General features: G+C 71.9%; 17 protein-coding genes. 6 read left to right on the top strand and 11 right to left on the bottom strand.

Annotation, left to right across the window (positions count from 1 at the left end):
* Window positions 1-38: 38 nt before the first annotated feature.
* From ABZ406_RS08605 to uraD, 10 genes are read right to left on the bottom strand one after another with little or no spacing between them, the layout of a single operon-like run.
* The gene (locus tag ABZ406_RS08605) at window positions 39-1,157 is read right to left on the bottom strand and encodes an XdhC/CoxI family protein (protein ID WP_357757443.1); all 1,119 of its coding nucleotides are present in this window, start codon (window positions 1,155-1,157) and stop codon (window positions 39-41) included.
* Window positions 1,150-1,740 carry an NTP transferase domain-containing protein gene (locus ABZ406_RS08600; RefSeq protein ID WP_357757440.1) on the bottom strand — a complete coding sequence of 197 codons (591 nt, stop codon included), beginning with the start codon at window positions 1,738-1,740 and terminating at the stop codon, window positions 1,150-1,152. Before ABZ406_RS08600 ends, ABZ406_RS08605 begins: the two co-directional genes overlap by 8 nt.
* Window positions 1,737-2,735 (bottom strand): allantoicase, encoded by a 999-nt coding sequence (gene alc / locus ABZ406_RS08595; protein ID WP_357757437.1) that lies wholly within the window; start codon window positions 2,733-2,735, stop codon window positions 1,737-1,739. Before alc ends, ABZ406_RS08600 begins: the two co-directional genes overlap by 4 nt.
* Complete coding sequence (gene allB, locus ABZ406_RS08590) at window positions 2,732-4,048, bottom strand: allantoinase AllB (RefSeq protein WP_357757434.1); 1,317 nt, start codon at window positions 4,046-4,048, stop codon at window positions 2,732-2,734. The genes alc and allB overlap by 4 nt, the downstream gene beginning before the upstream one ends.
* Window positions 4,045-5,217, bottom strand: a complete 1,173-nt coding sequence (locus ABZ406_RS08585) for a hypothetical protein (protein ID WP_357757432.1) — start codon at window positions 5,215-5,217, stop codon at window positions 4,045-4,047. The genes allB and ABZ406_RS08585 overlap by 4 nt, the downstream gene beginning before the upstream one ends.
* Window positions 5,217-6,779 carry a malate synthase A gene (aceB, locus tag ABZ406_RS08580; RefSeq protein WP_357757430.1) on the bottom strand — a complete coding sequence of 521 codons (1,563 nt, stop codon included), beginning with the start codon at window positions 6,777-6,779 and terminating at the stop codon, window positions 5,217-5,219. Before aceB ends, ABZ406_RS08585 begins: the two co-directional genes overlap by 1 nt.
* A 47-nt stretch (window positions 6,780-6,826) precedes the next feature.
* Window positions 6,827-8,188: an 8-oxoguanine deaminase gene (locus ABZ406_RS08575; protein ID WP_357757428.1), complete on the bottom strand. Its 1,362-nt coding sequence runs from the start codon at window positions 8,186-8,188 to the stop codon at window positions 6,827-6,829.
* A complete protein-coding gene (gene pucL / locus ABZ406_RS08570; protein ID WP_357758164.1) occupies window positions 8,185-9,042 on the bottom strand; it encodes a factor-independent urate hydroxylase in 858 nt (285 codons plus the stop codon). The genes ABZ406_RS08575 and pucL overlap by 4 nt, the downstream gene beginning before the upstream one ends.
* A gap of 13 nt (window positions 9,043-9,055) precedes the next feature.
* Window positions 9,056-9,382, bottom strand: a complete 327-nt coding sequence (gene uraH, locus ABZ406_RS08565) for a hydroxyisourate hydrolase (protein WP_357757425.1) — start codon at window positions 9,380-9,382, stop codon at window positions 9,056-9,058.
* Entirely contained in the window at window positions 9,379-9,882 is a 504-nt protein-coding gene (uraD, locus tag ABZ406_RS08560) for a 2-oxo-4-hydroxy-4-carboxy-5-ureidoimidazoline decarboxylase (protein ID WP_357757422.1), read from the bottom strand. Before uraD ends, uraH begins: the two co-directional genes overlap by 4 nt.
* 134 nt (window positions 9,883-10,016) lie before the next feature.
* Between uraD and ABZ406_RS08555 the strand changes: the two genes are divergently transcribed.
* From ABZ406_RS08555 to ABZ406_RS08540, 4 genes are all read left to right on the top strand, one after another.
* Complete coding sequence (locus tag ABZ406_RS08555; RefSeq protein ID WP_357757419.1) at window positions 10,017-11,627, top strand: helix-turn-helix domain-containing protein; 1,611 nt, start codon at window positions 10,017-10,019, stop codon at window positions 11,625-11,627.
* 157 nt (window positions 11,628-11,784) lie between these two features.
* A complete protein-coding gene (locus tag ABZ406_RS08550) occupies window positions 11,785-12,606 on the top strand; it encodes an FAD binding domain-containing protein (protein WP_357757417.1) in 822 nt (273 codons plus the stop codon).
* Entirely contained in the window at window positions 12,603-15,362 is a 2,760-nt protein-coding gene (locus ABZ406_RS08545) for a molybdopterin cofactor-binding domain-containing protein (protein ID WP_357757414.1), read from the top strand. The genes ABZ406_RS08550 and ABZ406_RS08545 overlap by 4 nt, the downstream gene beginning before the upstream one ends.
* Before the next feature lie 75 nt (window positions 15,363-15,437).
* Window positions 15,438-17,267 carry a bifunctional UDP-sugar hydrolase/5'-nucleotidase gene (locus ABZ406_RS08540; protein WP_357757411.1) on the top strand — a complete coding sequence of 610 codons (1,830 nt, stop codon included), beginning with the start codon at window positions 15,438-15,440 and terminating at the stop codon, window positions 17,265-17,267.
* Between the two features lie 110 nt (window positions 17,268-17,377).
* Here ABZ406_RS08540 and ABZ406_RS08535 read toward each other — a convergent pair whose 3' ends face one another.
* Window positions 17,378-19,015 (bottom strand): lectin, encoded by a 1,638-nt coding sequence (locus ABZ406_RS08535; RefSeq protein WP_357757408.1) that lies wholly within the window; start codon window positions 19,013-19,015, stop codon window positions 17,378-17,380.
* 311 nt (window positions 19,016-19,326) lie between these two features.
* Here ABZ406_RS08535 and ABZ406_RS08530 point away from each other — a divergent pair, with 311 nt between their 5' ends.
* Window positions 19,327-23,478 carry a SpoIIE family protein phosphatase gene (locus ABZ406_RS08530; protein ID WP_357757405.1) on the top strand — a complete coding sequence of 1,384 codons (4,152 nt, stop codon included), beginning with the start codon at window positions 19,327-19,329 and terminating at the stop codon, window positions 23,476-23,478.
* On the top strand, window positions 23,475-23,774 hold the full coding sequence (locus tag ABZ406_RS08525; protein ID WP_357757402.1) for an STAS domain-containing protein: 300 nt from the start codon (window positions 23,475-23,477) through the stop codon (window positions 23,772-23,774). The genes ABZ406_RS08530 and ABZ406_RS08525 overlap by 4 nt, the downstream gene beginning before the upstream one ends.
* Window positions 23,775-23,830: the final 56 nt, after the last annotated feature.

The following is a 23,830-nucleotide window of genomic DNA, read 5'->3' as shown; positions in this document are numbered from 1 at the left end:
ACGCCACCCACAGGCAACGAGATCCAGCGGCGTCCGGTTCAGCGCGACGGCTCTCCGGCACGGTAGTGGATCGAGCCGTGCAGCGTGTGCAGCGGGCGACAGGTGCCGCCGCGCCGCCGGGCCACCAGTTCGGCGGCGATGCTGACGGCGGTCTCCTGAGGACTGTGGGCGCCCAGGTCGAGTCCCGTCGGCGCGGAGAGCCTGGCGAGTTCGGTGTCGGTGACGCCGGCGGCGGTGAGCTGGGTGACCCGGTCGCGGTGGGTACGGCGGGAGCCCATCGCGCCGATGTAGGCGACGGGCAGGCGCAGGGCCAGCTCCAGCAGGGGGACGTCGAAGCGGGGGTCGTGGGTCAGGACGCAGAGGACTGTTCGTTGGTCGACCCGCCCGGCGGACGCTTCCGTACCCAGGTAGCGGTGTGGCCAGTCGACGACGACCTCGTCCGCGTCCGGGAACCGGCGGGCGGTCGCGAAGACGCCCCGGGCGTCCACGATGGTCGTTCGGTAGCCGAGGAACGAGCCCATCCGGAGCATCGCCTTCCCGAAGTCGGTGGCTCCGAAGATGATCATGCGGGGTGGGGGCACGATGCTGGCGACGAGGAAGGTGAGGTCGTCCCCGTCACGGCCCACCCGCAGGGTCTCCGTGCGGCCGGCCCGCAGCAGATCCCGCGCGCCCCGGACGACACCTGCCGTCAGGCGGGTGTCGCCCAGCGTGCCGATGGTCCGGTCCGGCAGGAGGACGAGCCGTCGGCCGAGTAGTGCCCCGGGGGCGTCCACGCAGGTCACCAACCCCACGGGTGTGCCGGAGCGGATCGCCTCGGCCACCTCCGGCAGGGCCGGGAATCCGCTCTGGTCGACCCGTTCGACGAACACGTCGATGGTGCCGCCGCAGGTCAGACCGACAGCGAACGCCTCCTCGCCGCTGACCCCGTACCGGTGCAGGGTGGGCCGGCCGGTGTCGATGACCTCGCGGGCCAGCTCGTAGACGGCGCTGTCGACACAGCCGGCGGAGACGTTGCCGGTCACCGCGCCGTCGGGGGTGACGAGCATCGTGGTGCCGGGCGGCAGGGGCGCGGAGTGCCACGTGGCGACGACAGTGGCCAGCCCGGTCGGCTGCCCGTCCCGCCAGCACCGCTCCAAGTCGTCGAGCACGTCACGCATCGACGTCCCCCGGCCCACCGGCGGGACGGTCCACGTCGGCGCCGTCGCCCAGGTCGTCGCAGGGCACGGCGAGCAGCGTCCGCGCGCGGGCCACGAGGTACGGGCGGGCACCGGTGTCCCCCGTCGCCATCCGTGTCGCGCCGGACCAGTGTGCCCGGCCGAGCAGCACCGGGTGCCCTCGCCGGCCCTGGTAGGTGGCGGCGGCGATGGTCCGCTCGCCGGCGTGGGCCGCGAGCCGGGCGACGGCCGCCGCCGTGACCCCGGGGGTGTCGACAAGCTGGACGACGGCGGCGCTGACGCCCGTCGAACGGAGGGTGTGCAGCCCGACCCGCAGCGAGGACCCCATCCCGCTCGACCAATCCCGGTTGACAGCGACTGTCGCCCCGTCGAGGTCGGCGACGAGACGGATCCGGTCGGCCGCGGCGCCCAGGACCACCACCACCGGGTCGCAACCCCCGTCCCGCAGCGCGGCGAGGGCGATGTCCAGGAAGAGCCGGCCGTGCGCGACCGCGAGCGCCTTGGGCAGCCCGTAGCGCCGACCGGCGCCGGCGGCCAGCAGCAGTCCCCCGACGCCGCCGGTCATGTGAACCATCGTTGGTAGAGGGTGTCCAGGCCGGCCGGGGTGATCTCGCCGAGCAGGCGCAGGCGGGCCATGCCGCCGTCCGGGTACGCGTCGAGCCGCACCCAGCGCACCGGGCGTCCGTCCGTGACGGGAAAGCGGTGCCGGGTGTCGGGTTGCAGGCGGGTCACCGGCAGCAGGTCGAACCAATCCTGCGGGTCGTCCGGGTCGGTCGCGCAGCCGCGCAGCGCGGCTGCCCCGGGCGCGTTGCCCTTGAAGTGGCTGGTGTCCAGCTCGGCGACGCGGACGACACCGGGAGCGGCCAGGCGCACGAGGACCCAGTCGTTGCCGTCGTCGCGGCGACGGGCGGTCTCCCAGCCCTCCCCCATGGTGCGCGCGCGACCCGGGGCGATCAGGTTCGTCGGGGTGCCGTAGAACATGTTGCTGCAGTCGACGACGAGCCCGCCGTGCTCCAGGGCCGCGAGGTCGACCAGGCCGCCGGTGAGGAACCGTGGGTCGGCGGTGACCTCGCCGTGCACCCGCAGCCGCGCGACACCACCGTCCGGGAAGATCGAGAGTCGGACGTGGGTGATGCGGTGACCGGGGTCGACGGGGAAGACGTTGCGGGTGTCGCCGGCCAGCGCCGCCCGGGGCACCAGGGGCGTCCAGGTCGCCTCGGCCAACTCCCCCGGTGACGGGTGCCCGTCCAGCCGGCAGCCGTCGACCGCCGCGAACGGCGGATAGTTGCCGGTGAAGTAGCTGGTGTCGACGACGACAGTGTGGACGATCCCGGGGACGCCGAGTCGCACGATGGCGTGGTCGTGCCCGGGCGTACGCCGTCGCCGGGTCTCCCACCCCTCGTAGACCTGGCCCTTGGCGCCGAAGGTGTGCGGGGTGAACGTCGGCGGGTTCGGGTCGACGAGGTAGTCGCTCGGGGCGAAGAACTCGTCGTTGGCGTGGACGACCCCGCCGGACAGCGCCCGGGAGGCCAGGTCGGGAAGCGTGCTCGGCGTGGTCATCTGTCGCTCCGGGAGATGAGTCGTCCCCGTGGTGGGCCGTCGGCCGACACCTGTTGGCCGCGCAGCCAGACGGATCGCACCACGCCGTGCAGGGTGCGGCCGGCGTACGGGGTGACGGGGTGGCGGTGGCGCAACGCGGTCGGGTCGACAGCGAACGGCTCGTCCGGTGCGAAGGCGACCAGGTCGGCGTCGAATCCGACGGCGATGCGCCCCTTGGCGCCCAGCCCGGCGATCTCGGCGGGCCGTTGCGCCATCCACCGGACGACGTCCGCGAGCCGGTAGCCGCGCCGCCGGGCGTCGCTCCAAACCGCCGGCAGGCCGATCTGCAACGAGGCGATGCCTCCCCAGGCGGCCGCGAAGTCACCGCTCGGTGGTTTCTTCAGCGCCGGGGTGCTGGGTGAGTGGTCGGAGACGACGCAGTCGATGACACCGGCGGCGAGGCCCGCCCAGAGCCGGTCCTGATTCGCCTGGTCACGGATCGGCGGGCAGCACTTGTACTCGGTGGCGCCGTCCGGGACCTCCTCGGCGGCGAGGCAGAGGTAGTGCGGGCACGTCTCGACGGTGACCGCGACGCCCGCTGACCTCGCGGCGGCGATCAGCGGCAGGGCGTCCGCGGACGACAGGTGCAGGATGTGCACCCGCGCGCCGACGCGGCGGGCGGTGTCCAGCACCCGGGCGATGGCCGTCGTCTCGGCGTTCGGCGGCCGGGACGCCACGAAGTCGGCGTAGCGACGCGACGGCGGTGCCGCGCTGATCTGTTCCGGGCTCTCCGCGTGCACGATGAACAGGGCGTCGACCGCGCCGAGGGCGGTGTCGAACCCCGCCGGGTCCAGCGGCGGGAACTCCGGCACTCCGGAGTCGACGAGGAAGCACTTGAAGCCGAGCACACCGGCGTGGTGCAGCGCCGGAAGGTCCGCGGTGTTGCCGGGTACGGCTCCACCCCAGAACCCGACGTCGGCGTGGACCGCGCCATCGGCGGCGCGCCGCTTCGCCTCCAGCGCCGGGACCGACACCGTCGGCGGGATCGCGTTGAGCGGCATGTCGACGATCGTTGTCACACCGCCGGCGAGCGCGGCGCGGGTGGCCGAGGCGAATCCCTCCCACTCGGTGCGTCCCGGCTCGTTGACGTGCACGTGGGTGTCGACCAGGCCGGGCAGCAGCGCCAGGTCACCGAGGTCGGTGAGCGGACCGTCGGGCACGCTGCCGTGGTCGGTGACCGCGGCGATGCGACCGTCGGCCAGGCAGACCGTCGCCGGCCGCTCCCCCTGCGGGGTGATCACCCGCGACGAGCGCAGGACCAGGTCGTAGCTCACAGCGCCTCCAGCGTGGCGCGGTCGACGCTGACCTCGTCCGGGTCCAGCGCGCCGCAGTCCAGGCCACGGCGGAGGAACATCGCGAGCGCGTGGGCGGTCGCCGGTTCCTCCAGCACACCCCCGGCACGGCGGGCCAGGTAGGCGCGGAGCCGGTCCACGGTGCCGGTCAGGCCGTCGCGGAAGAACGCGTAGGTGGCCGCGAACCGGGTGGGCAGCTGCGCGGGGTGCAGGTCCCAGCCCTGGTAGAAGCCCCGTTCGAGGGAGCGCCGGACCAGGCTCGCGTGCAGCCGCCACGCCGCGTGAACGGCGGCCGGGTCACCGACCGGCAGCACGTTCGTCGAGCCGTCACAGACGCGTACGCCGGTGCCGGCCGCCGCCACCTGCATGACGGCCTTGGCGTAGTCGGCGACGGGGTGGTCGAGCGACTGCTGGGCGGCAGCGATGCCGCACGCGGCGCTGTAGTCGTAGGTGCCGTAGTGCAGCCCGACGCAGCGCCCCTCGGCAGCGGTGATCATGCGGGCGACGGTGGCGGTGCCGTCCGCGCCCAGCACCGCCTCGGGAGTCTCGACCTGCAGCTCGAAGCGCAGGCTGGCGGCCGGCAGCGCGTACGCGGTCTCCAACTGCGCGCAGAGCACCACCATCGCCGCGACCTGCGGTACGGCCCGGACCTTCGGCAGGGTGATGACGAAGCCGGGCGGGGGTGGGCCGAGCGCGTCGAGGAACACGTCGAGGGTCCGGACGGCCCGGTCCCGGGTGTCCCGGTCCAGGCTCTTGCAGCGCAGCCCGACGAACGCGGGGCGTGGCACGGTGCGCAGCCCGGTCGCGGCGGCGCGGGCCGCCTCGTCCTCCTCCTCGTCGTCGCGGACGCCGTAGCCGTCCTCGAAGTCCAGCCGGAGATCCTCGATGGGTTCGGTGGACAATTTCGCCACCACCCGGTCGCGTAGTTCCTCGGCGAACGGCAGGGGTGGGCAGGCGTCGAGCGCGTCGAGCGCCTGGGCACCCCAGCGTTGGCACAGGTCCGGGGTGAACCGGTCGGCCGGCACGTACACGGTGTGCACCGGTTGCCGGCCGGGAACCGTGCCCGGGTAGTGCCGGCGCAGCGCGTCGTCGACGGGCGCGAGCCGGCGGTCCAGTTCGGCGATGGTCCGGGCGTCCAGTCGGCGGCCCATCAGTCGATGACCTCGTAGGCGGGCACCGTGAGGAAGTCGACGAAGTCGTCGTCGAGCGCGCCCCGCTCGACGAGGGTCCGGGCGTCCGACCAGCGTCCGTCCGCGTAGGCGTCCGCGCCGACGGTGTGGCGGATACCCGCCAACTCCTCGTCGAGAACCCGGCGGACCAGTTCCGGGGACACCGGCTCACCGCTGTCGACCAGTGTGACCTTCTGGTGTACCCACTGCCAGACCTGCGCCCGGGAGATCTCGGCGGTGGCCGCGTCCTCCATCAGGTTGTTGATGGCGACCGCGCCGACGCCACGTAGCCAGGCCTCCAGGTACCGCAGCGCGACCAAGACGTTCGTCCGCAGCCCGGCCGAGGTGACGTCGCCGCCCTCGACGGTGAAGTCGAGCAGTTGGTCGGCGTGCACGCGCACGTCGTCGCGCGTGCGGTCGAGTTGGTTGTCCCGCTCGCCGAGCACACCGTCGAAGACCTCCTGGCAGACCGACACCAGCCCGGGGTGGGCCACCCACGAGCCGTCGAAGCCGTCGGTCGCCTCGCGTTCCTTGTCCGCGCGCACCCGGGCCAGGGCAAGCTCGTTCTGCGCGGCGTCGCCGCCGGGTATGAACGCCGCCATGCCGCCGATCGCCACGGCGCCGCGACGGTGACAGGTGGCGACGAGCAGATCGGTGTACGCCCGCAGGAACGGCGCGGTCATCGTGATCGCGGCACGGTCGGGCAGGACGGCACGTTCCCGGAAGTTCTTGATGACGGAGAACAGGTAGTCCCAGCGGCCCGCGTTGAGCCCGGCGGCGTGTGGCCCCAACTCGTGCAGGATCTCGTCCATCTCGAACGCGGCGGTGATGGTCTCGATCAGCACCGTCGCGCGGATCGCGCCGCGCGGAATGTCGAGCGTGTCCTCGGCGTACGCGAAGACGTCGTGCCAGAGCCGCGCCTCCTGGTGGCTCTCCAGCTTCGGCAGGTAGTAGTACGGGCCGACGCCGCGGGCGATCAACTCGCGGGCGTTGTGGAAGACGTGCAGTCCGACGTCGACGAGGGCGCCGGCGGCCGGTGCCCCGTCGACCGGCAGGTGACGCTCGTCGAGGTGCCAGCCCCGGGGGCGGACGACGACGGTGGCGAGGGGCAGGTCGGTGCGCAGCGCGTACCGCCGCCCGTCCGGCGCGTCGTAGCGAAGCGAGCCGCGGGTCGCGTCGTACAGGTTGACCTGGCCGGTCACCACGTTGGCCCAGTGCGGGGTGTTGGCGTCCTCCAGGTCGGCGAGCCAGACCTTGGCCGTGGAGTTGAGCGCGTTGATGGCCATCTTGCGGTCGGTGGGGCCGGTGATCTCCACCCGCCGGTCGGTGAGGCCGGGCGGTGGTGGCGGGACCGTCCAGGCGGCCTCCCTGATCTGCGCGGTCTCGGGAAGGAAGTCGAGGCGGCCGGTGCGGGCGATCTCCGCGCGCCGCCGTTGCCGACGGGCGAGGAGGTCCTTGCGGCGGGCGCCGAAGCGCCGCTGCAGGTCGGCGACGAACTCCAGCGCCTGGGGGCTGAGGATTTCCCGTTCGGTGATCGGCGGCACATGCACTCCTGTCGTCGCTGTCGCACCGCTGTCGGCGGCGTCCGGGTTCAGGTCCGCAGCCGCTCGGCTGCGCGTCGGGCCCGCACCACCAGCTCCTGTTCGTCGACGGTGGTCAGCCGTCCACCCTCGACGACCGGTCGCCCGCCGACGAGGAGCAGTTCCACGGGCGGCGGTGCGCCGAAGACCAGTGCCGCGACCGGGTCGCCGATGTCGGCGTGGCCGAGCCCGTCGACACGCCACAGCGCGATGTCGGCGAGCTTGCCCACCTCGATCGATCCCAGCTCGTCCTCGCGGCCGAGGCAGCGGGCGCCCCCTCGGGTGGCGAGGGTCAGCGCCTCCCGTGCGGTGAGCGCGGTCGGGCCACCTCGCAGCCGGGCCACCAGCAGGGCCTGGCGCAGCTCCGCGACGAGTTGCCCGGCCTCCTGGGAGGCGGCGCCGTCGACACCGAGGCCGACCGGCACGCCGGCGTCGAGCAGGTCGCGTACCGGGGCGATGCCCGCGCCGAGGCGGGCGTTGGAGCTGGGGCAGTGCGCCAGGCCGGTGCCGGTCTCGGCGATCCGTTTGACGGCGTCGCCGTCCAGGTGCACGCCGTGCGCGAGCCAGACGTCGTCGCCGAGCCAGCCGAGCCGCTCGGCGTACTCGGCGGGGGTGCAGCCGTGCGTGGCCCGGCAGTAGGCCTCCTCGTCGACGGTCTCCGCCAGGTGGGTGTGCAGTCGCACGCCGGTGTCGCGCGCCAGCGCGGCGGCCTCGCGCATCAGTCGCTCGCTCGCGGAGAACGGGGAGCAGGGGCCGACCGCGACCCGGACCATCGCGTCCGGGGACGGGTCGGAGAACATCCGGATCGCCTCGGCGGTCGCGGTGAGCGCGGCGTCGGTGTCCTCCACGAGGTGGTCCGGGGGCAGGCCACCCGCCGACGCGCCGAGGTCCATCGAGCCGCGCACCGGGTGGAAGCGCAGACCCACCCGGCCCGCCTCGGCCACCTCGGCGGCGAACAGGTCACCGGCGCCGGGCGGGAACACGTAGTGGTGGTCGGTGGTCGTGGTGCACCCGGAGAGGGCGAGCCAGCCCAGCCCGGCCCCGACGGCCGCCGCCACGTCGTCGGCCCGGATGCGCCCCCAGATCGGGTACAGCTCGGTGAGCCAGCCGAACAGGTCGGCCTGCTGCGCGAGGCCGCGGGTCGCCCACTGGTAGAGGTGATGGTGGGTGTTGACCAGGCCGGGGGTGGCGAGGCAGCCAGTGCCGTCGACCCGACGGACCGGCCCGCCGTCCTCGATTAGGGCCGCCGGGCCGGGCCCGACGGCGACGATCCAGCCGTCGGCGATCAGGATGTGACCCCGCTCGTACTCGCGTCCGTCGTCGTCGACCGTCGCGACGGCGCAGCCCTCGACCAGGATCCGCTCGGCCCTCACGCGTCCCACCACGAGTCGACCCACTGTGGCGCGTCGTCGCGGCGCACCGCTCCCTCGATCAGCCCGTACGGGCGGTCCGGGGCGTGGAAGACCTGGTTCGGGTTGTCGAGGCCGAACGGCGCGAGGTCGACGTTGAAGTGGTGCTTGTTGGGCAGCGACAGCCGGACCTCGGTGATCTCCGGGCGGTGTTCGATGACCCGTCGACCCATCGCGTACAGGGTCTGTTGCAGGGACAGGCTGTACGTGCCGACGAATGCCTCGACGAGGTGACGGCGGGCCTCGGCGAACGAGGCCCGCCAGTCGTCGCTCTCGCCCGTCGCGTGTCGCCAGCGGGCGTCCACCGCCGTGGCGAGAATCCGGTCGTGCGCGTCCGGGAGAGTGGTGTACTCGTCCCGGGCGAAGCCGAAGAACTCCGAGGCGGTCGTGTTCATCAGCACCATTCCGCTCAGCCCGGAGACGACAACGGTGTCCGACCCGTCGACGGTGACCGTCGTCGTCCTCGTCTCGGCGCCGGCCCGGGCGAAGGAGTGCTCACCCAGCCGATCCCAGCCGTGCTGCTCGATGGTGACTGTCGCCCGGGTGATGGCGGGCTGGGACGCGACGAAGTGCCGGGCCAGGCGCAGCCCGAACTCCTCGATCTCGCCGACGCCGTCGCGGCGCGCGAACGCGTACACGGTGTTCTTCTGGCTGTCGGTCGGCAGGACCCGGGCGTTGTCGCCGGTGTGGTGGGTGTCGGCGAGGTCGCCGGCGAGCGCGACGCCGACGGTGAGGTCGGTCAGGTGGTGCCGGTCGCCGTGGCGGGCGACGTGCACCAACCGCACCTCGGCCTTTCCGTACTGGTGTGAACCGAGCACAACGTCCAACGGGTCAACTCCCTCGGTAGGTCGAATAGCCGTACGGGCTCAGCAGCAGGGGCACGTGCAGGTGCCGCCAGGCGTCGGTGACCACGAACACCACCGACACCTCGGGAAAGAACGCCCCGAGGCCGAGGTAGCCGGCGGTGTCGAAGCAGAGCCGGTACGTTCCGCGGTCCCAGCGCCGCTTGGGCACCCAGTCGCGTAGTCGCCCATCGGCGTCGGTGCGCCCGGTGGCGACGTCGATCCAGTCGTCGCCGGCCCAGCGGTAGAGGTGGACCAGCACACCGTTGGCCGGTTCACCACGGGCGGTGTCGAGGACGTGCGTGGACAGGCTCATTCGGCGAGCAGCCTGGTCAGTCGCAGCACCGTGATCCGGGTCAACTCCGCCCGGACCACAGTCCGTTCGGTGGTGGTGTCGTTGTCGAGGCGGGACCTGGCGGCGGCGAGGATCTCCGCAGCCGATCGTCCGTTCGCGAAGATCAGGAAGAGGTGCCCGAAACGGTCCTCGTAGGCGTCGTTGACCTCGCGCAGGGCGGTCCGGACGGCGTCGTCGCTGTCGACGACCTGGGACTGCTCGCGCCGGGACCAGACGGCGTCGCGGTCGGCCCCGTCGGCCCGCTGCCCGATCCGCGGATGCGCGGCCAGCGCCTCGGCGACGTCCGGCCAGGACAGTTCGGCGAGCGCCTGCGCGCCGATGTGCAGCAGCGCCTGCCGGTCGGCGTAGGGACGGGCGGCGGCCACCGTCCGCGCCCACGGCGGCGACGCGCAACAGGCCGACAGGGCCCGCTCGGCGTCGATCGCCGGCAACGCGTTGAGCCATCTCAGACGCTTGTCCACCCGTCCTCCCCTCCACGCTGCGGTGGCGGTAGTCAAGCAGCGCCCAGGGGCGGCGAGCATTGGGCGGGCGAACCGAACTTGAAACATTCCCGCCCTACGGTCTCTGGAGCTTCCTCCAAGGCAAGGAGTCGTCGATGCGCCTCAACGACCTCCTGCGCCAGGCCACCCTCAGACTGACGATGCTCAGCGGCCACGACCAGGGTGAGCGTGTGATCAGGCAGTTCTTCACCACCGATCTGCTCGACCCGAGCCGCTATCTCTCCGGCGGCGAGGTGGTGCTCACCGGTCTCATGTGGAGGCGCGCCCCGGCGGATTCCGAGGTGTTCGCGACGGCTGTGGCGCGGGCCGGCGTCAGCGCTGTCGGGGCCGGCGCGGCCGCCTTCGGTGGGGTTCCGGTCGACGTCGTGGAGGCGTGCGCCCGGCATGGAGTGCCAGTGTTCGAGGTGCCCGTCGAGGTGTCGTTCACCGCGATCAGCGACGCCATCGGTGCCGCCCTGCGGGTGGAGAAGGCCACCGGGCTGGCGGCGATCGTGAACCGGCACCGGGGCCTGATCGCCGCGCTGACCGAGGACGCGCACCTCGCCGACCTGCTTCCCTCTGCCGCCGCCGAGATCCCCTGCTGGGTGTTGTCGCCGACGGGTCAGTTGGTTGCGGGCACCGCACCGATCGCCGACGAGCTACGTACCCGTCTGGCGCGGACGTTCCTGACCGCGCCGCAACTGCCACACGTGGTCGGCGTGGCACGCAACCGGCGGTACTCGCTCTTCGCCGCCGGCGCCCATCCCGGTCGGCGTCTCGGCGCGTGGTTGTTCGTGTGCGCGGGCGACGCGACGACCTGGAACGCGGACCGCCGGGAGGCCGTCGACGGTCTGCTCACCCTGCTCAGCCTCGAACGGGCCCACCTCGACCGGCAGCTGCATGTGGAACGGCGGGTCGCCGCGCTCCTGCTCCAACCGCTGGTCAGCGGTGCCGTACCCACCGAGATAGCGGCCCGCTTCGAGGCGTGCCACCTCGACCCGGACGCCACCTTCGTCGTCCTCACCGCCGGGACCAGCGACGGTGCACCCGACGAGCTGGCTCTCACCGTCGTCGAGGAGGTGGTGCGACCGCTGGCACCGTCGGCCGCCATCGCGGCTGTCGGTGGTGAGGTGCACGCGGTGATCCCCGTCGACCCGCACCGCGCCGGTGAGGGTGAGACCACCGCTGTCGGCCCGGCCGCTGGTGACGCCGCCAGCGCGGGAGCCGGTCCGGTCGACGTCGTCGAGCGCATCCGGCTGGCGACGCGGGCACTGACCCCCGGGCTCGCCGGCGAACGGTTCGCCGTCGGGCTCAGTGCCCCGGCGCACCGGGTCGCGGCGCTGGGCAGGGCGGTCGAGGAGGCACACCACGCCTACCGGTACGCGGTGACCGGGCAGGACCAGGTGGCGGTGGTCTCCAGCGCGGAGCTGTCCTCGCACGCGCTGCTGCTGGCCAGCGTTCCGGTCGAGGCCCGCCGGGCTTTCCACAGTCGGCTGCTGCAGCCCCTCGCCGAGTACGACCGGGCCCACGACGCCCGCCTCGTGCACACCCTCGACATGTTCCTGCGCTGCGACGGGTCGTGGACCCGCACGGCGATGGCGCTGCACGTCCACGTCAACACGTTGCGGTACCGCATCCAACGCGTCGAACAGCTCACCGGCCGTAAGCTGCACCGCTTCGACGACCGCGTCGACCTGTACCTCGCCCTCGAACTGCAACGCCACTGAGTGCGGGGTCCGCCGCCGGCGAGGCTGTGCGAACGCCCAACCGTCGGGGGCGCCGGACCGCGAGCGTTCGTGTCAGGCGCCAATGGGCGGGGACGTCGCGCACTGCTGAGATGGCTGGCAGGTGAACCGACCGGGTTCGCGGGACGGGGTGTGGGCGGTGGATCTGAACACGGTACGGGCGGTGGTGCCGGCCGCGGCCGCGGGTCCGTGGCAGCCGGGTGATGCCTGGCTGGCCGGTGGCACCCACCTGTTCTCGCAACCGCAGCGGCACCTGCGTCGACTCCGCGACCTCGCCGGTGAGGACTGGCCGCCGCTGAGGGCCACACCGGACGGTCTGGACATCGCCGCGACCTGCACGATCGCCGTGTTGGCGCGCGCCGCCACGTCGCCGACGACCGTTCAGCGGGAGCTGATCCGACAGTGCTGTGAGGCGTTCCTCGCCTCGTTCAAGATCTGGAACACGGCGACTGTGGGCGGGAACCTCTGCACGGCCCTGCCGGCCGGGCCGATGATCTCGCTCGGCGCGGCTCTGGACGGTACCTGCCTGGTGCTGTCCGCCGGTGGCGGCCGGCGTGAGCTTCCAGTCGCCGAGCTCGTCACGGGCGTGGGCACGACGGCCCTCGTACCCGGTGAGTTCCTGCGGTCGATGACCCTGCCCGCCGCCGCGCTGCGCTGCCCGACCGCGTTCCGCAGGGGATCGCTGTTTCCTCTGGGTCGGTCGGCCGCGCTGCTCATCGGCCGCACCGACCCGGACGGCGGGTCGTTCGTGCTGACCGTGACCGCGTCGACGATCCGGCCCGTGCAGCTGCGCTTCGACGCCGTGCCGTCGGCGGGGACCCTGCGGCAGGCCGTCGCGGACGGCATCCCCGCCGACCTGTACGTCGACGACGTGCACGGCCTGCCCGCCTGGCGACGCCAGCTCACCCTCCTGTTCGCCGAGCAGATCCGCGCCGAGCTCGCCCGAGGGAGCACGCCGTGACCGAACCCATCGTGGTGGACGGGGAGGCCTGCCCGGTAGCGCCTCGGCCCGGTCAGTGCCTGCGCACCTACCTGCGCGAAGGTGGCCGGTTCGGAGTGAAGAAGGGCTGCGACGCGGGCGACTGCGGCGCGTGCACAGTGCACGTCGACGGGCAGCCCGTGCACAGCTGTGTGTTTCCGGCGGTCCGTGCGGCGGGGCGTCGGGTCACCACTATCGGTGGGCTCGCCACGACGGCCGGCCTGCATCCGATGCAGCAGCGTTTCCTGGACGCGCAGGGCTTCCAGTGCGGTTTCTGCACCGCCGGGTTCATCATGACGACAGTCGCGCTCGACGAGGACCAGCGCCGCGCGTTGCCGCAGGCGCTGAAGGGGAACCTGTGCCGCTGCACCGGCTACCGGGCCATCGCTGACGCGATCCACGGCGTCCAGCACGTCGAGGTGGCCGCCCCGGGTACGTCGGTGGGGGTGAACGTCCCGGCGCCCGCCGGACCGGACGTCGTCACCGGCGCCGCCCGGTACACCTTCGACGTCGACGTGCCCGGCCTGCTGCACCTGAAGGTGCTGCGCTCCCCCCATCCGCACGCACGGATCCTGTCCATCGACGCCACCGCCGCCCTCGCCCTTCCGGGTGTGCACGCGGTGCTCACCCACGCGGACGTCCCGGACCGGCTCTACTCGACCGCCCAGCACGAACAGGCGAGCGACGACCCGGCCGACACCCGTCTCCTCGACGACGTGGTACGGCACGTGGGCCAGCGGGTCGCGGCGGTCGTCGCCGACACCGAGGCCGCCGCCGAGGAGGGCTGCCGGCGGGTCGTCGTCAGCTACCAGGTGCTCCCGGCGGTCACCGACCCCGAGGAGGCCATGTCGCCCGGCGCGCCGACGCTGCACGCCGACAAGGGCCCCGAGGCGGGCATCGCCCGCCGGCACGCCAACGTGGCCGGCGAGATCCACGCCGAGGTCGGCGACATCGCCGCCGGCCTGGCCGCCGCCGACCTCGTCTACGAGGAGACGTTCCGCACCCAGCGGGTGCAGCACGCCAGCCTGGAGACGCACGGCGCGTTGGCGTACGTCGACGACGACGGGCGCGTCGTCGTCCGTTCCAGCACGCAGACCCCGTTTTTGACCCGACGCGCGCTGTGTCGACTGTTCGACCTGCCCGCCGACCGGGTACGGGTGATCGCCGGTCGCGTCGGCGGCGGCTTCGGCGGCAAGCAGGAGATGCTCGTGGAGGACCTCGTCGTCCTCGCCACCCTGTGCACCGGTCGCCCGGTGCAACTCGAACACACCCGCGAGGAACAGTTCACCGCGACCACCACACGTCACCCGTTCACCGTCCGGGTGACGGCCGGCGCGCGCCGCGACGGCACCCTCACCGGGCTCCGCCTGCGGGTCGTCTCCAACACCGGCGCGTACGGCAACCACGGGCCCGGTGTGCTGTTCCACGGGTGCCACGAGTCACTGTCGATGTACCGGTGCCCGAACAAGCAGGTGGACGGGTACGCGGTCTACACCAACACCGTCCCGGCCGGCGCGTTCCGTGGCTACGGACTGGGGCAGGTCGGCTTCGCCGTCGAATCGGTCCTCGACGAGCTGGCCCGCCGCCTGAACCTCGACCCGGTCGACTTCCGCGCCCGCAACGTCGTCCGGCCCGGCGAGGCACTCGTGGCTCCGGCCGGGCCCGACGACGACCTGACCATCGGCAGCTACGGGCTGGACCAGTGCCTGGACATCGTCGCCGCCGCGCAGCGGGAGCCGGGACCGCCCGCGCCGCCGGGCTGGCTCACCGGACACGGCATGGCGGTGTCGATGATCGCCACCGCGCCGCCCGGCGGGCACTACGCGGACGCCCGCGCCACCCTGCTGCCCGACGGACGCTACGAGGTGGCGGTGGGCAGCGCGGAGTTCGGCAACGGCAGCACCACGGTGCACCGGCAACTCGCCGCCGAGACGCTGGGCACCACACCCGAGCGGGTCGGCATCAACCAGTCCGACACCGACCTGGTGGGCCACGACACCGGGGCGTTCGGCTCCACCGGCACGATCGTCGCGGGCACTGCCGTGCGGCTGGCCTGCCAGGCACTCGGCGAACGGCTGCGGGCCTTCGCGTCCGCGCGGAGCGGCGTACCCGTCGCGCGGTGCCGGCTCGGCCCCGACGACGTCGACTGCGCCGGAGTACGGCTGCCCCTGCGGGAACTCTGGGAACTCGCCCGGGCGGCCGACCAGCCGGTGGCCGCCGACGGGCGGTGCGCGGGCACCCCGCGGTCGGTGGCGTTCAACACGCACTGGTTCCGGGTCGCTGTCGACCCCGACACGGGCGAGGTCCGCATCCTGCGCAGTGTGCACGCCGCCGACGCCGGCACCGTGGTCAACCCGATGCAGTGCCGGGGCCAGGTCGAGGGCGGCGTCGCGCAGGCCATCGGCGCCGCCCTGCACGAGGAGGTACGCGTCGACGCCCGCGGAGCGGTCACCACCACCGCGTTTCGCCAGTACCACCTGCCGACCTTCGCCGACGTGCCGCTCACCGAGGTCCACTTCGCGCGGACCAGCGACGCGGTCGGGCCGCTCGGCGCGAAGTCGATGAGCGAGAGCCCGTTCAACCCGGTCGCCCCCGCGCTGGCGAACGCGCTGCGGGACGCCACGGGCATCCGCTTCACCGACCTGCCCCTCACCGCCGACCGGGTCTGGCTCGCTCTCGACGAGCAGCGTCGAGTATCCGATCACGGCGAGAGCGGGTACGTTACTCGCCATTCATGATGACCGATCGGCCCGAGGCGCTCGTCCGGGAGCACCACAGCAGCGCACCCCCGATGGTTCGATGAGGAGTATCAGTTGCGTTCCCTACCTGTCCGCGCGGTAGTGGCCACGGCCGCCGCCACACTTGTCGTACTCGGCACCACGCCGACTCCGGCGCACGCCGCGACGACCGAGGTGCAGATCCTCGGTTTCAACGACTTCCACGGCCGGCTGGAGGCCCCCACCGCCGGTGTCGGGGGCGCGGCCCAGATGGCCGGCATGATCACGCAGTTGCGGGCGGCCAACCCCAACACGGTGCTTCTCGCCGCCGGTGACAGCATCGGCGCGTCCCCCTTCATCTCGCTCGTGCAGAAGGACGAGCCGACGATCGACTTCCTGAAGGCGATCGACGTCGACGCGTCCAGCATCGGCAACCACGAACTCGACCGCGGCTTCGACGACCTCAACGACCGGGTCATCCCCCGCGCCGGCTTCCCGTATCTCGCGGCGAACGTCTACCGGGGCGCCGAACCGGCTCCCGGCCGGCTGGAGGAATCCACTGTGCTGACCGTCGGCGGCGTCCGGATCGGCGTCGTCGGAGCGGTGACCCTGGAAACGCCGTCGCTGGTGTCACCGGCCGGTATCCCGGGGTTGACGTTCAAGGATCCGACCACTGAGGCGAACCGCGTCGCGGCGAAGCTGAAGGCCGACGGGGACGTGGACGCCGTCGTCCTCGTGGTGCACGAGGGATCCGAGGCGAGCGGCACGGAGGCCACCGCGTGCGCCGGCGTGGCCGACCCGAAGACCCCCTTCGGCAAGATCGTCACCGGTGCCAGCGCCGACATCAACGTGATCATCTCGGGACACACCCACGTTCCGTACAACTGCTCGTACGACGTCCCCAAGCTGGGGCACAAGCGGCCGGTGCTGCAGACCGGCCGGTACGGTGACGCGCTGGACCAGGTCAGGCTGACCGTCACCGACGGCACAGTGACCGCCGCTGAGGGCGCCGTCCTGCCGATCAAGGGCTACCCGGCGGACCCGGCGGTCGCGCAGCTCGTCGCGGACGCCAAGGCCGAGGCCGACGAGAAGGGAAAGGTGGAGATCGGCGAGATCACCGCCGACATCAAGCGCGCCGTCACCGCCGAAGGGGTCGAGGACCGCGCCAACGAGTCGACCCTCGGCAACTTCATCGCGGACGTCCAGTTGGAGGCCAGCCGGGCCGCCAACCGGGGCGGGGCGCAGATCGCCCTGATGAATCCGGGTGGCCTGCGCGCCGACTTCGTCAAGAGCGCCGACGGCACTGTCACCTTCGCCGACGCTGCCACCGTCCAGCCGTTCGCCAACGACGTGGTCACCAAGTCGTACACCGGCAAGGAGATCAAGGAGGCGCTGGAGCAGCAGTGGCAACCGGCGGGCGCGTCGCGGCCCTTCCTGCACCTGGGCGTCTCGAAGGGCTTCAGCTACGTCTACGACCCGAACGGTGCCGCCGGTAACCGGGTCGTCGCCGATCGCATCTTCCTGGACGGCACGGTCATCGACCCGAACGGCACCTACCGGGTGACCGTCAACTCGTTCCTGGCCTCGGGCGGGGACAACTTCGCCGCCCTCGCCGAGGGCGACGACCAGTTCGCCAGCGGTGACAACGACCTCACCGTGCTCGTCGACTACTTCGACGAGAAGTCGCCGGTCACCGCCGACACCGCGGAACGGGTGTACACCGTCGGTCAGCCGGGCGCCCCGATCGCGGGTGGCGGCCCGGACGACGGCGACGGCGGCGACGGCGGGGCCGGAGGCGAGCCCGGCCTGCCGATCACCGGCGCGAAGGTGCTGACCATCGTGGGAGCCGGGATCGTCCTGCTGCTGGCCGGCGTCGTCGCGCTCCTGCTGGCCCGGCGGCGGCGGATCCGCCTCACCGTCGAGTGACGCGCGGCTGAGCACCAGTCGTCTCCGGGTGCCGGTGAAGGCCCCGGAGACGACTGGCCGCCACCGTCGCGGACCTCGGTGCCGTTCTCGCCCCGCTCGTCAATCCGGAACTAGACGAGGTCGAAGGACTCCCACGGCCCGATCGCCTCACGGTTCGCTATGAGCGCCCCGGCACCGGCGTCCTCGGCGCAGACGTACCTGCCGTTCGCGCCGCTGCGGAAACTGACACTGCCGTCCGAGTTCTTCACCTGCGTGAAGGTCTCCCAGCCGCCGATCGCGTCGCGGTCGGCCACCAGCGCCGCCGCGCCGCCCTGCTCCGCGCAGACATACTTTCCGGTCCGGCTGGACCGCAGGGCCACCAGACCGCCGCCAGCGTCGACGACTGTGAACTTCTCCGACGCCGACGTCAGCGAGGCCACCAGGGGCGAGCCGCCGACGAAACGGCCGTTGGCCCTGGACCTGACGCCGACGGCGGCGGGCGGGGTCGGGGTGGCGCCGAGCACCGGTGCGGTCGGCCGGGTGGCGGTCAACGCGATGGCACCCTTGAGCATCCGACCGCCGTCACCGCTGAGCCGCAGGTAGTAGTCCGCCGAGCACGTGGTGCCGTCCTCGTCCAACGGCAGGAACTTCGCGCCGACCGGGACGAACGCCGCGCTCTCGGCCGTCTTGGCGATCTGGTTGCCCTCGTTGTACTCGTCGAACATCGAGATGTAGATCGCCGGTGCGCCGGCCCTGATCACGTTGTAGAACTGCCGCCACATGAAGTCGCCGTGCGCGCGCTGACGCTCCTGCAGATCACCGGGCAGCACACACGGCTGGTAGTCGATGCCATGCGCCACGCAGTCCTTGACGTCGGCCTGCGTGACGTTGGTGTAGAACCAGTCCGACCCGGCCGCGTCGCCGATCCGGCCCACCATCCACGGCGAGATCATGTCGTACGCGTGGTAGACGTCGGAGAAGCCGGCCCGCGAGTCGCTGTCGCCGTTGCGCCAGTGCGTCGGCGTACCGCCCATGACGTAGACGCCCTGCGCCCTGAACCAGTTGATCACGTCGAGGCAGACCGGGGCGCTCCACGGGTGGTTGCTGTCGTTGAAGCCGAACCCCCAGATGCCGACGACCGGCTTGCCGTTCTGCTTCGCGTACGCCGGGGAGGCCGTGTACGCCTTCATCTTGCTCGTCCAGTCGTCCTTGATCTGCTGCTGCATGTCCGTCCAGCCGCTGACGTCGTACATGATGTAGAACTTGCGCCCGAACTCCTCGGCCGCGTTACGCACCTTGATCGTGACGGCGTCGCGGATCGGGCCCTCCCCGCCGACGGGGTTGAAGCGTTGCAGCGCGGCGGTGTCCAGCCCGTTCTCCTGCATCCAGCGGAAGTGGGTGTCCACCGTCTGCTGGTCGTAGGACGAGAAGAGTGACGCGGGCTGGCCGTTGCCCAGGTTCTGGTAGCCGGTCTTGTACACCCGGTCGTAGTCACGCACGTCCGGCCACGACTTGAGCGCCTCGTTCACCGGCGAGGGGGTCTTCTGCCAGTCCTGGCCGTAGTGCCACCAGCCCGACAACGGGCTTCCGTCGCCGGCCCCGGTGAACCAGCCCTGGTAGCCGACGGTGATCTTTCCGACCACGTCGCCGGGCGGGCTGACGGCGGCGGCGGCGGGACTGGCCGCGAGGGCGTCGAGCGAGACGCCGACGACGGTGGCCGCGGTGCCAGCCATCGCTGAGCCGAGCAGGGTACGGCGGGACAGCCTCATGACTGTGGCAACTTTCCTCAGGGGATGTTTCGCCCGGATCGTGGAGCTGGGGATGATCCGGACGGGATGAGGTTAGTAAGCCTGTTTGCCGACCATCAAGCTGAGCGGCCGAACTTCAAAGAATCTTAAGAGTACGACCGGCCGCGCGGCTCTCTGATCGTGGCTGTCCGGAGAAGCCCGCGGGGTGGACGTGTTTTACGATGCCGCGAGGCATCCGCGCCGTCGGCACGTCGACGCGGAGGGCGGCACCGATCCTGGCGGCGAGACGGTGCGGCCGGGTCAGGTGTGCGGTTCGAGGGAGTGTCGCAACGATGAGCAGCGCCGCAGAACGGTCTTCCACCAGCGCCGACGTCTTCGCGGGCGACGGCGAGATCGGCCATGACCTCGGGCAGGTGGCCTGGGCGTCGACACCGCTCGGGGATCCCTCCGGCTGGCCGCAGAGCCTGCGGACGGCGGTGAGCATCCTGCTGTCGTCGCGCTTCCCGATGTGGATGGCCTGGGGTCCTGACCTGACGTTCTTCTGCAACGCCGCATACCGACGGGACACCCTCGGCCGCAAGTACCCGTGGGCTCTGGGTCGCCCGGCCAGCGAGGTGTGGGCGGAGATCTGGCCGGACATCGGCCCCCGCATCGATCGGGTGCTGAGCACCGGGGTGGCGACCTGGGACCAGGCGTTGCTGCTGTTCCTGGAGCGGTCCGGTTACCGGGAGGAGAGCTACCACACCTTCTCCTACAGCCCACTCCGCGACGACGACAACGCTCTCGTCGGCATGCTGTGCGTGGTCAGCGAGGACACCGAGCGGGTCGTCGGCGAACGGCGGATGACCACGTTGCGTGACCTCGGCTCCGATCCCAGCGTGGTGCGTACCGAAGAGGAGATGTTGACCTTCGCCGGCCGGCAGCTCAGCCGCAACGGCCTCGACCTGCCGTTCACGGCGATCTACCTCCTCGACGACGACGGCAGCGCCCGCCTGGCCACGGCTGCGGGCATATCCGCAGGTCACACCGCGGTCCCCCGGACGATTGCGGCGGACGACCCGACCCCGGTGTGGCCGGTGGCAGCACTGGTGCGGGGTGAGTCACCACGTGTCCCGCTCGACGGCGCCCCCTTCGTCGGACTACCGACCGGCGCGTGGTCGCAGCCGCCCGCACAGGCACTCCTGGTGCCGCTGCTGCAACAGGGCGGCACCCCGTACGGCTTCCTGGTGGCCGGCCTGAACCGTTACCGCCCCCTCGACGACGGTTACCGAGGCTTCCTCGAACTGGCCGCAGGCCACGTGGCGGCCGGGATCGCGAGCGCGCGCAGCTACCAGGCGCAGCAGCAGCGGGCCGAGCAACTCGCCGAGATCGACCGCGCCAAGACGGCGTTCTTCTCCAACATCAGCCACGAGTTCCGCACCCCACTGACGTTGATCATGGGACCGCTGGAGGAGCTACGTTCCCGTCTCGGCGACACCGACCAGGGGGTGCGCGAGGAGTTGCAGGTCATGCACCGCAACGGGCTGCGCCTCGGCAAGCTGGTCACGGCGCTGCTGGACTTCTCCCGGATCGAGGCCGGACGGATGCAGGCCCGCTACGAGCCGGTGGACCTCGCCGCGGTCACCGCTGATCTCGCCAGCGTGTTCCGTTCCGCCGTCGAACGCGCCGGCCTCACCTTCGAGGTGGACTGTCCTCCGCTGCCCGAGCCGGTGTACATCGACCGCGGCATGTGGGAAAAGGTCGTCCTGAACCTCCTCAGCAACGCCCTGAAGTTCACCTTCGACGGCGCGATCCGGGTACGACTGCGCGCCGAGGACGGTCGGGCCGTGGTGACAGTTGCCGACACCGGCATCGGTGTGCCCGCCGAGGAGATGCCGCGCCTGTTCGAGCGGTTCCACCGCATCGACAACGCCCGCTCCCGCTCGAACGAGGGCAGTGGCATCGGTCTGGCGCTGGTGCGGGAACTCGTCGGGTTGCAGGGCGGCGACATCAGCGCCGACAGCACCGTCGGAGAGGGCACCACCTTCACCATCGGGCTGCCCTTCGGGAGCGTTCACCTGCCGCCGGGCGCCGTCGCTGCCGCCGAGGAGCGTGACATCTCGGCCACCGCCGAGCCGTTCGTCGAAGAGGCGCTGCGCTGGCTGCCCCACGCGTCTGCGACGAGTGCGCCCGACGAGGTTGTCGAACGCCGTGTCCAGGAGACGACGACGGACGCGCCGCCGAACCGGGCGCACGTCCTGGTCGCCGACGACAACGCCGACATGCGGGAATACCTCACCCGCCTGCTGCGCTCGGCCGGCTACCGGGTCGAGGCGGTCGACGACGGTCGAGCGGCCCTGCGGTCGGCACGCGTCAACCAGCCCGACCTGGTCGTCAGCGACGTGATGATGCCCGGCCTGGACGGTCTGCAACTGGTGGCGGCGCTGCGCGCCGAACCCCGTACGGCGGGAATGCCGGTCCTGCTGCTGTCGGCCCGGGCCGGGCAGGAGGCCTCCATCGAGGGGTTGGAGGCGGGAGCGGACGACTACCTGGTCAAGCCGTTCGCCGCCGCCGAACTGCTGGCCCGGGTGCGGACGAACGTGAAGTTGGCCCGGCTGCGCAACAACCACGCCCGGTGGCGGACCGCGCTTGTCGACTCGCTGCAGGAGGCGTTCTTCGTCTGCGACGACAGCGGCGCCGTCATCGAGATCAACACCACCTTCACCGACATCCTCGGCTACGGCCCCGAAGGGCTTCCCTACACGGCCAAACACCCCTGGTGGCCGAGCCTGGAGACGGAACCGGAGGCACACCAGCAGGTCGCCGACGCCCTCACCCTGCTCACCGGTCAGACCACCGGCACGTACACCATCCCGGTGACGCACCGCGACGGACATCGCCTGTGGGTTGCCGCCGCATTCAACCAGGTGCAGGATCCCGACACCGGCCGACGGGTCATCGTCGGCACCTTCCGGGACGTCACGGCGGAGCACTACGCCGTGCAACGGGAGAGCGCGCTGGCCGCGCTGAGCATCCGGCTGTCGCAGGCGGACAACCTCGCCGACGCCCTGCACGGCGTCCTTGCCGAGCTGAAGGGGCTGTGGCGCGCCACCCGCGTCCTCGCCGCTGTCTTCGACGGCTCGCACACCCCGACGTTCGCCACTACCGACCCCCACCAACGCTGGGACACCCTCACCGACCAACGCCGGCAGATCCTCATCGCCGTGCGGGACCGACCCCTGCTCACCACTGTCGCGGACCAGACCACCGGCGTCGGAATCGCCGTCGAGCACCCGCACGGCACGATGGCCCTGTGGATCGACCTCGGCGAACGTCGTCCCGTCACCGAGCAGGATGAGACCCTGCTGGCCCTGCTGGCCGGTCACCTCGGTCAAGGGCTGCACCGGGTGCAGCAGATCGATCAGCAACGCGAGACCGCCCTCGCGCTGCAACGGGCCATCCTCGGGCCCGCGCAATTGCCCAGCGGCTTCGCCGTGCGCTACGCACCCGCCACCCGGCCGCTGAAGGTCGGCGGTGACTGGTACGACACCATCTCGCTCGTCGACGGGCAGATCGCCATCGTCGTCGGAGACTGCGTCGGCCACGGTCTGCAGGCCGCCACCGTCATGGGCCAGCTGCGCAGCGCCTGCCGCGCCCTGCTGCTGCAGGACTCCAGCCCGTCGCGCACGCTCACCGCGCTCGACCGCTTCGCCGCCCAGTTGCCCGGGGCCCTGTGCGCGACGGTCTTCTGCGGCGTCCTCGACCCGACGACCGGGCGACTGCGCTACGCCAGCGCCGGGCATCCTCCCGCCATCGTCACCTCTCCGGACGGCACCACCCGGATGCTCGACCAGGGCCACTCCCGCCCGCTGGGAGTTCGTGGTCGCGCCGAGCGGCCCGAAGCTGAGGAACTCGTGCCGCCGCGGGCGACCCTGATGCTCTACACCGACGGACTCGTCGAACGCCGCCGCCAACCCCTCACCGCGGGCATCGACCACGTCGTCGCCGTGATCCAGAACGGACGCGCCCACCCCATCGAGACACTCGCCACCGACGTCATGAACCAACTCTCCCCGCCCGGGGGTTACGACGACGACGTCGCGGTCCTGCTCTACCGCCAGCCCGGCCCGTTGGAACTCGAATTCGCCGCCGAACGCGGCGGTCTCGCACCAGTACGCAGCGCTCTGCGCAGCTGGCTCGAACGCTGCGGCCTCGACCCCACGAAGGCCTACAACGTCCTGGTGGCCGCCGGTGAAGCCTGCGCCAACGCCATCGAGCACGGCCACCGCGACAACCCCGGCGGACGAATCCATCTGCGGGCCACCGCCACCGCCGACGGCCTGCACGTCAGCGTCACCGACAGCGGGCGCTGGAAGACACCTCGGCCGGACGTCGACACCCACCGGGGACGTGGCCTGGTCCTCATGCGCGCCCTGATGGACGCCATCACCGTCACGCCCGGTGCCACAGGTACCACAATCGAGATGCAGGCGAGGATCCCATGAGCACCGCGCTGACGCTCACCACCAGCCACCAGCCCGACGGCACGCCCGTACTGACCGCGGCCGGCGAGGTCGACATGAGCAACGCCGACGAGTTCGCGGTCGCCCTCACCCGCGCCGTCGAAGCCGCCCCCGGCCAGCTGACCGTCAACCTGACCGAACTGCAGTACCTCGACAGCGCGGGCCTCGCGGTCCTGTTTCCCCATGTGGAGCGGATCCACCTCGTCACCAGCCCACTCCTGGCTCCCGTCCTGACCATCGCGGGCCTCGCCGACCTGATGACTGTCACTCCCGCCTGACCGCCGAGGCTGCTCACCCCATGGGGTAGGGCCTGCCCCACCGGCGACACTCCCGC

It is taken from the genome of Micromonospora sp. NPDC005710 (assembly GCF_040630995.1).
Classification (GTDB): domain Bacteria; phylum Actinomycetota; class Actinomycetes; order Mycobacteriales; family Micromonosporaceae; genus Micromonospora.
Note: the sequence above shows the minus strand (reverse complement) of the source record. Positions and strands in the feature narration are given on the sequence as shown.

What these genes read in the sequence shown, in the direction of transcription:
- alc (WP_357757437.1), bottom strand. Translation starts at nt 2,735, where the DNA reads ATGACCACGCCGAGCACGCTTCCCGACCTGGCCTCCCGGGCGCTGTCC.
- ABZ406_RS08605 (WP_357757443.1), bottom strand. Translation starts at nt 1,157, where the DNA reads ATGCGTGACGTGCTCGACGACTTGGAGCGGTGCTGGCGGGACGGGCAG.
- ABZ406_RS08525 (WP_357757402.1), top strand. Translation starts at nt 23,475, where the DNA reads ATGAGCACCGCGCTGACGCTCACCACCAGCCACCAGCCCGACGGCACG.
- ABZ406_RS08555 (WP_357757419.1), top strand. Translation starts at nt 10,017, where the DNA reads ATGCGCCTCAACGACCTCCTGCGCCAGGCCACCCTCAGACTGACGATG.
- ABZ406_RS08530 (WP_357757405.1), top strand. Translation starts at nt 19,327, where the DNA reads ATGAGCAGCGCCGCAGAACGGTCTTCCACCAGCGCCGACGTCTTCGCG.
- uraH (WP_357757425.1), bottom strand. Translation starts at nt 9,382, where the DNA reads ATGAGCCTGTCCACGCACGTCCTCGACACCGCCCGTGGTGAACCGGCC.
- ABZ406_RS08600 (WP_357757440.1), bottom strand. Translation starts at nt 1,740, where the DNA reads ATGACCGGCGGCGTCGGGGGACTGCTGCTGGCCGCCGGCGCCGGTCGG.
- ABZ406_RS08535 (WP_357757408.1), bottom strand. Translation starts at nt 19,015, where the DNA reads ATGAGGCTGTCCCGCCGTACCCTGCTCGGCTCAGCGATGGCTGGCACC.
- ABZ406_RS08585 (WP_357757432.1), bottom strand. Translation starts at nt 5,217, where the DNA reads ATGGGCCGCCGACTGGACGCCCGGACCATCGCCGAACTGGACCGCCGG.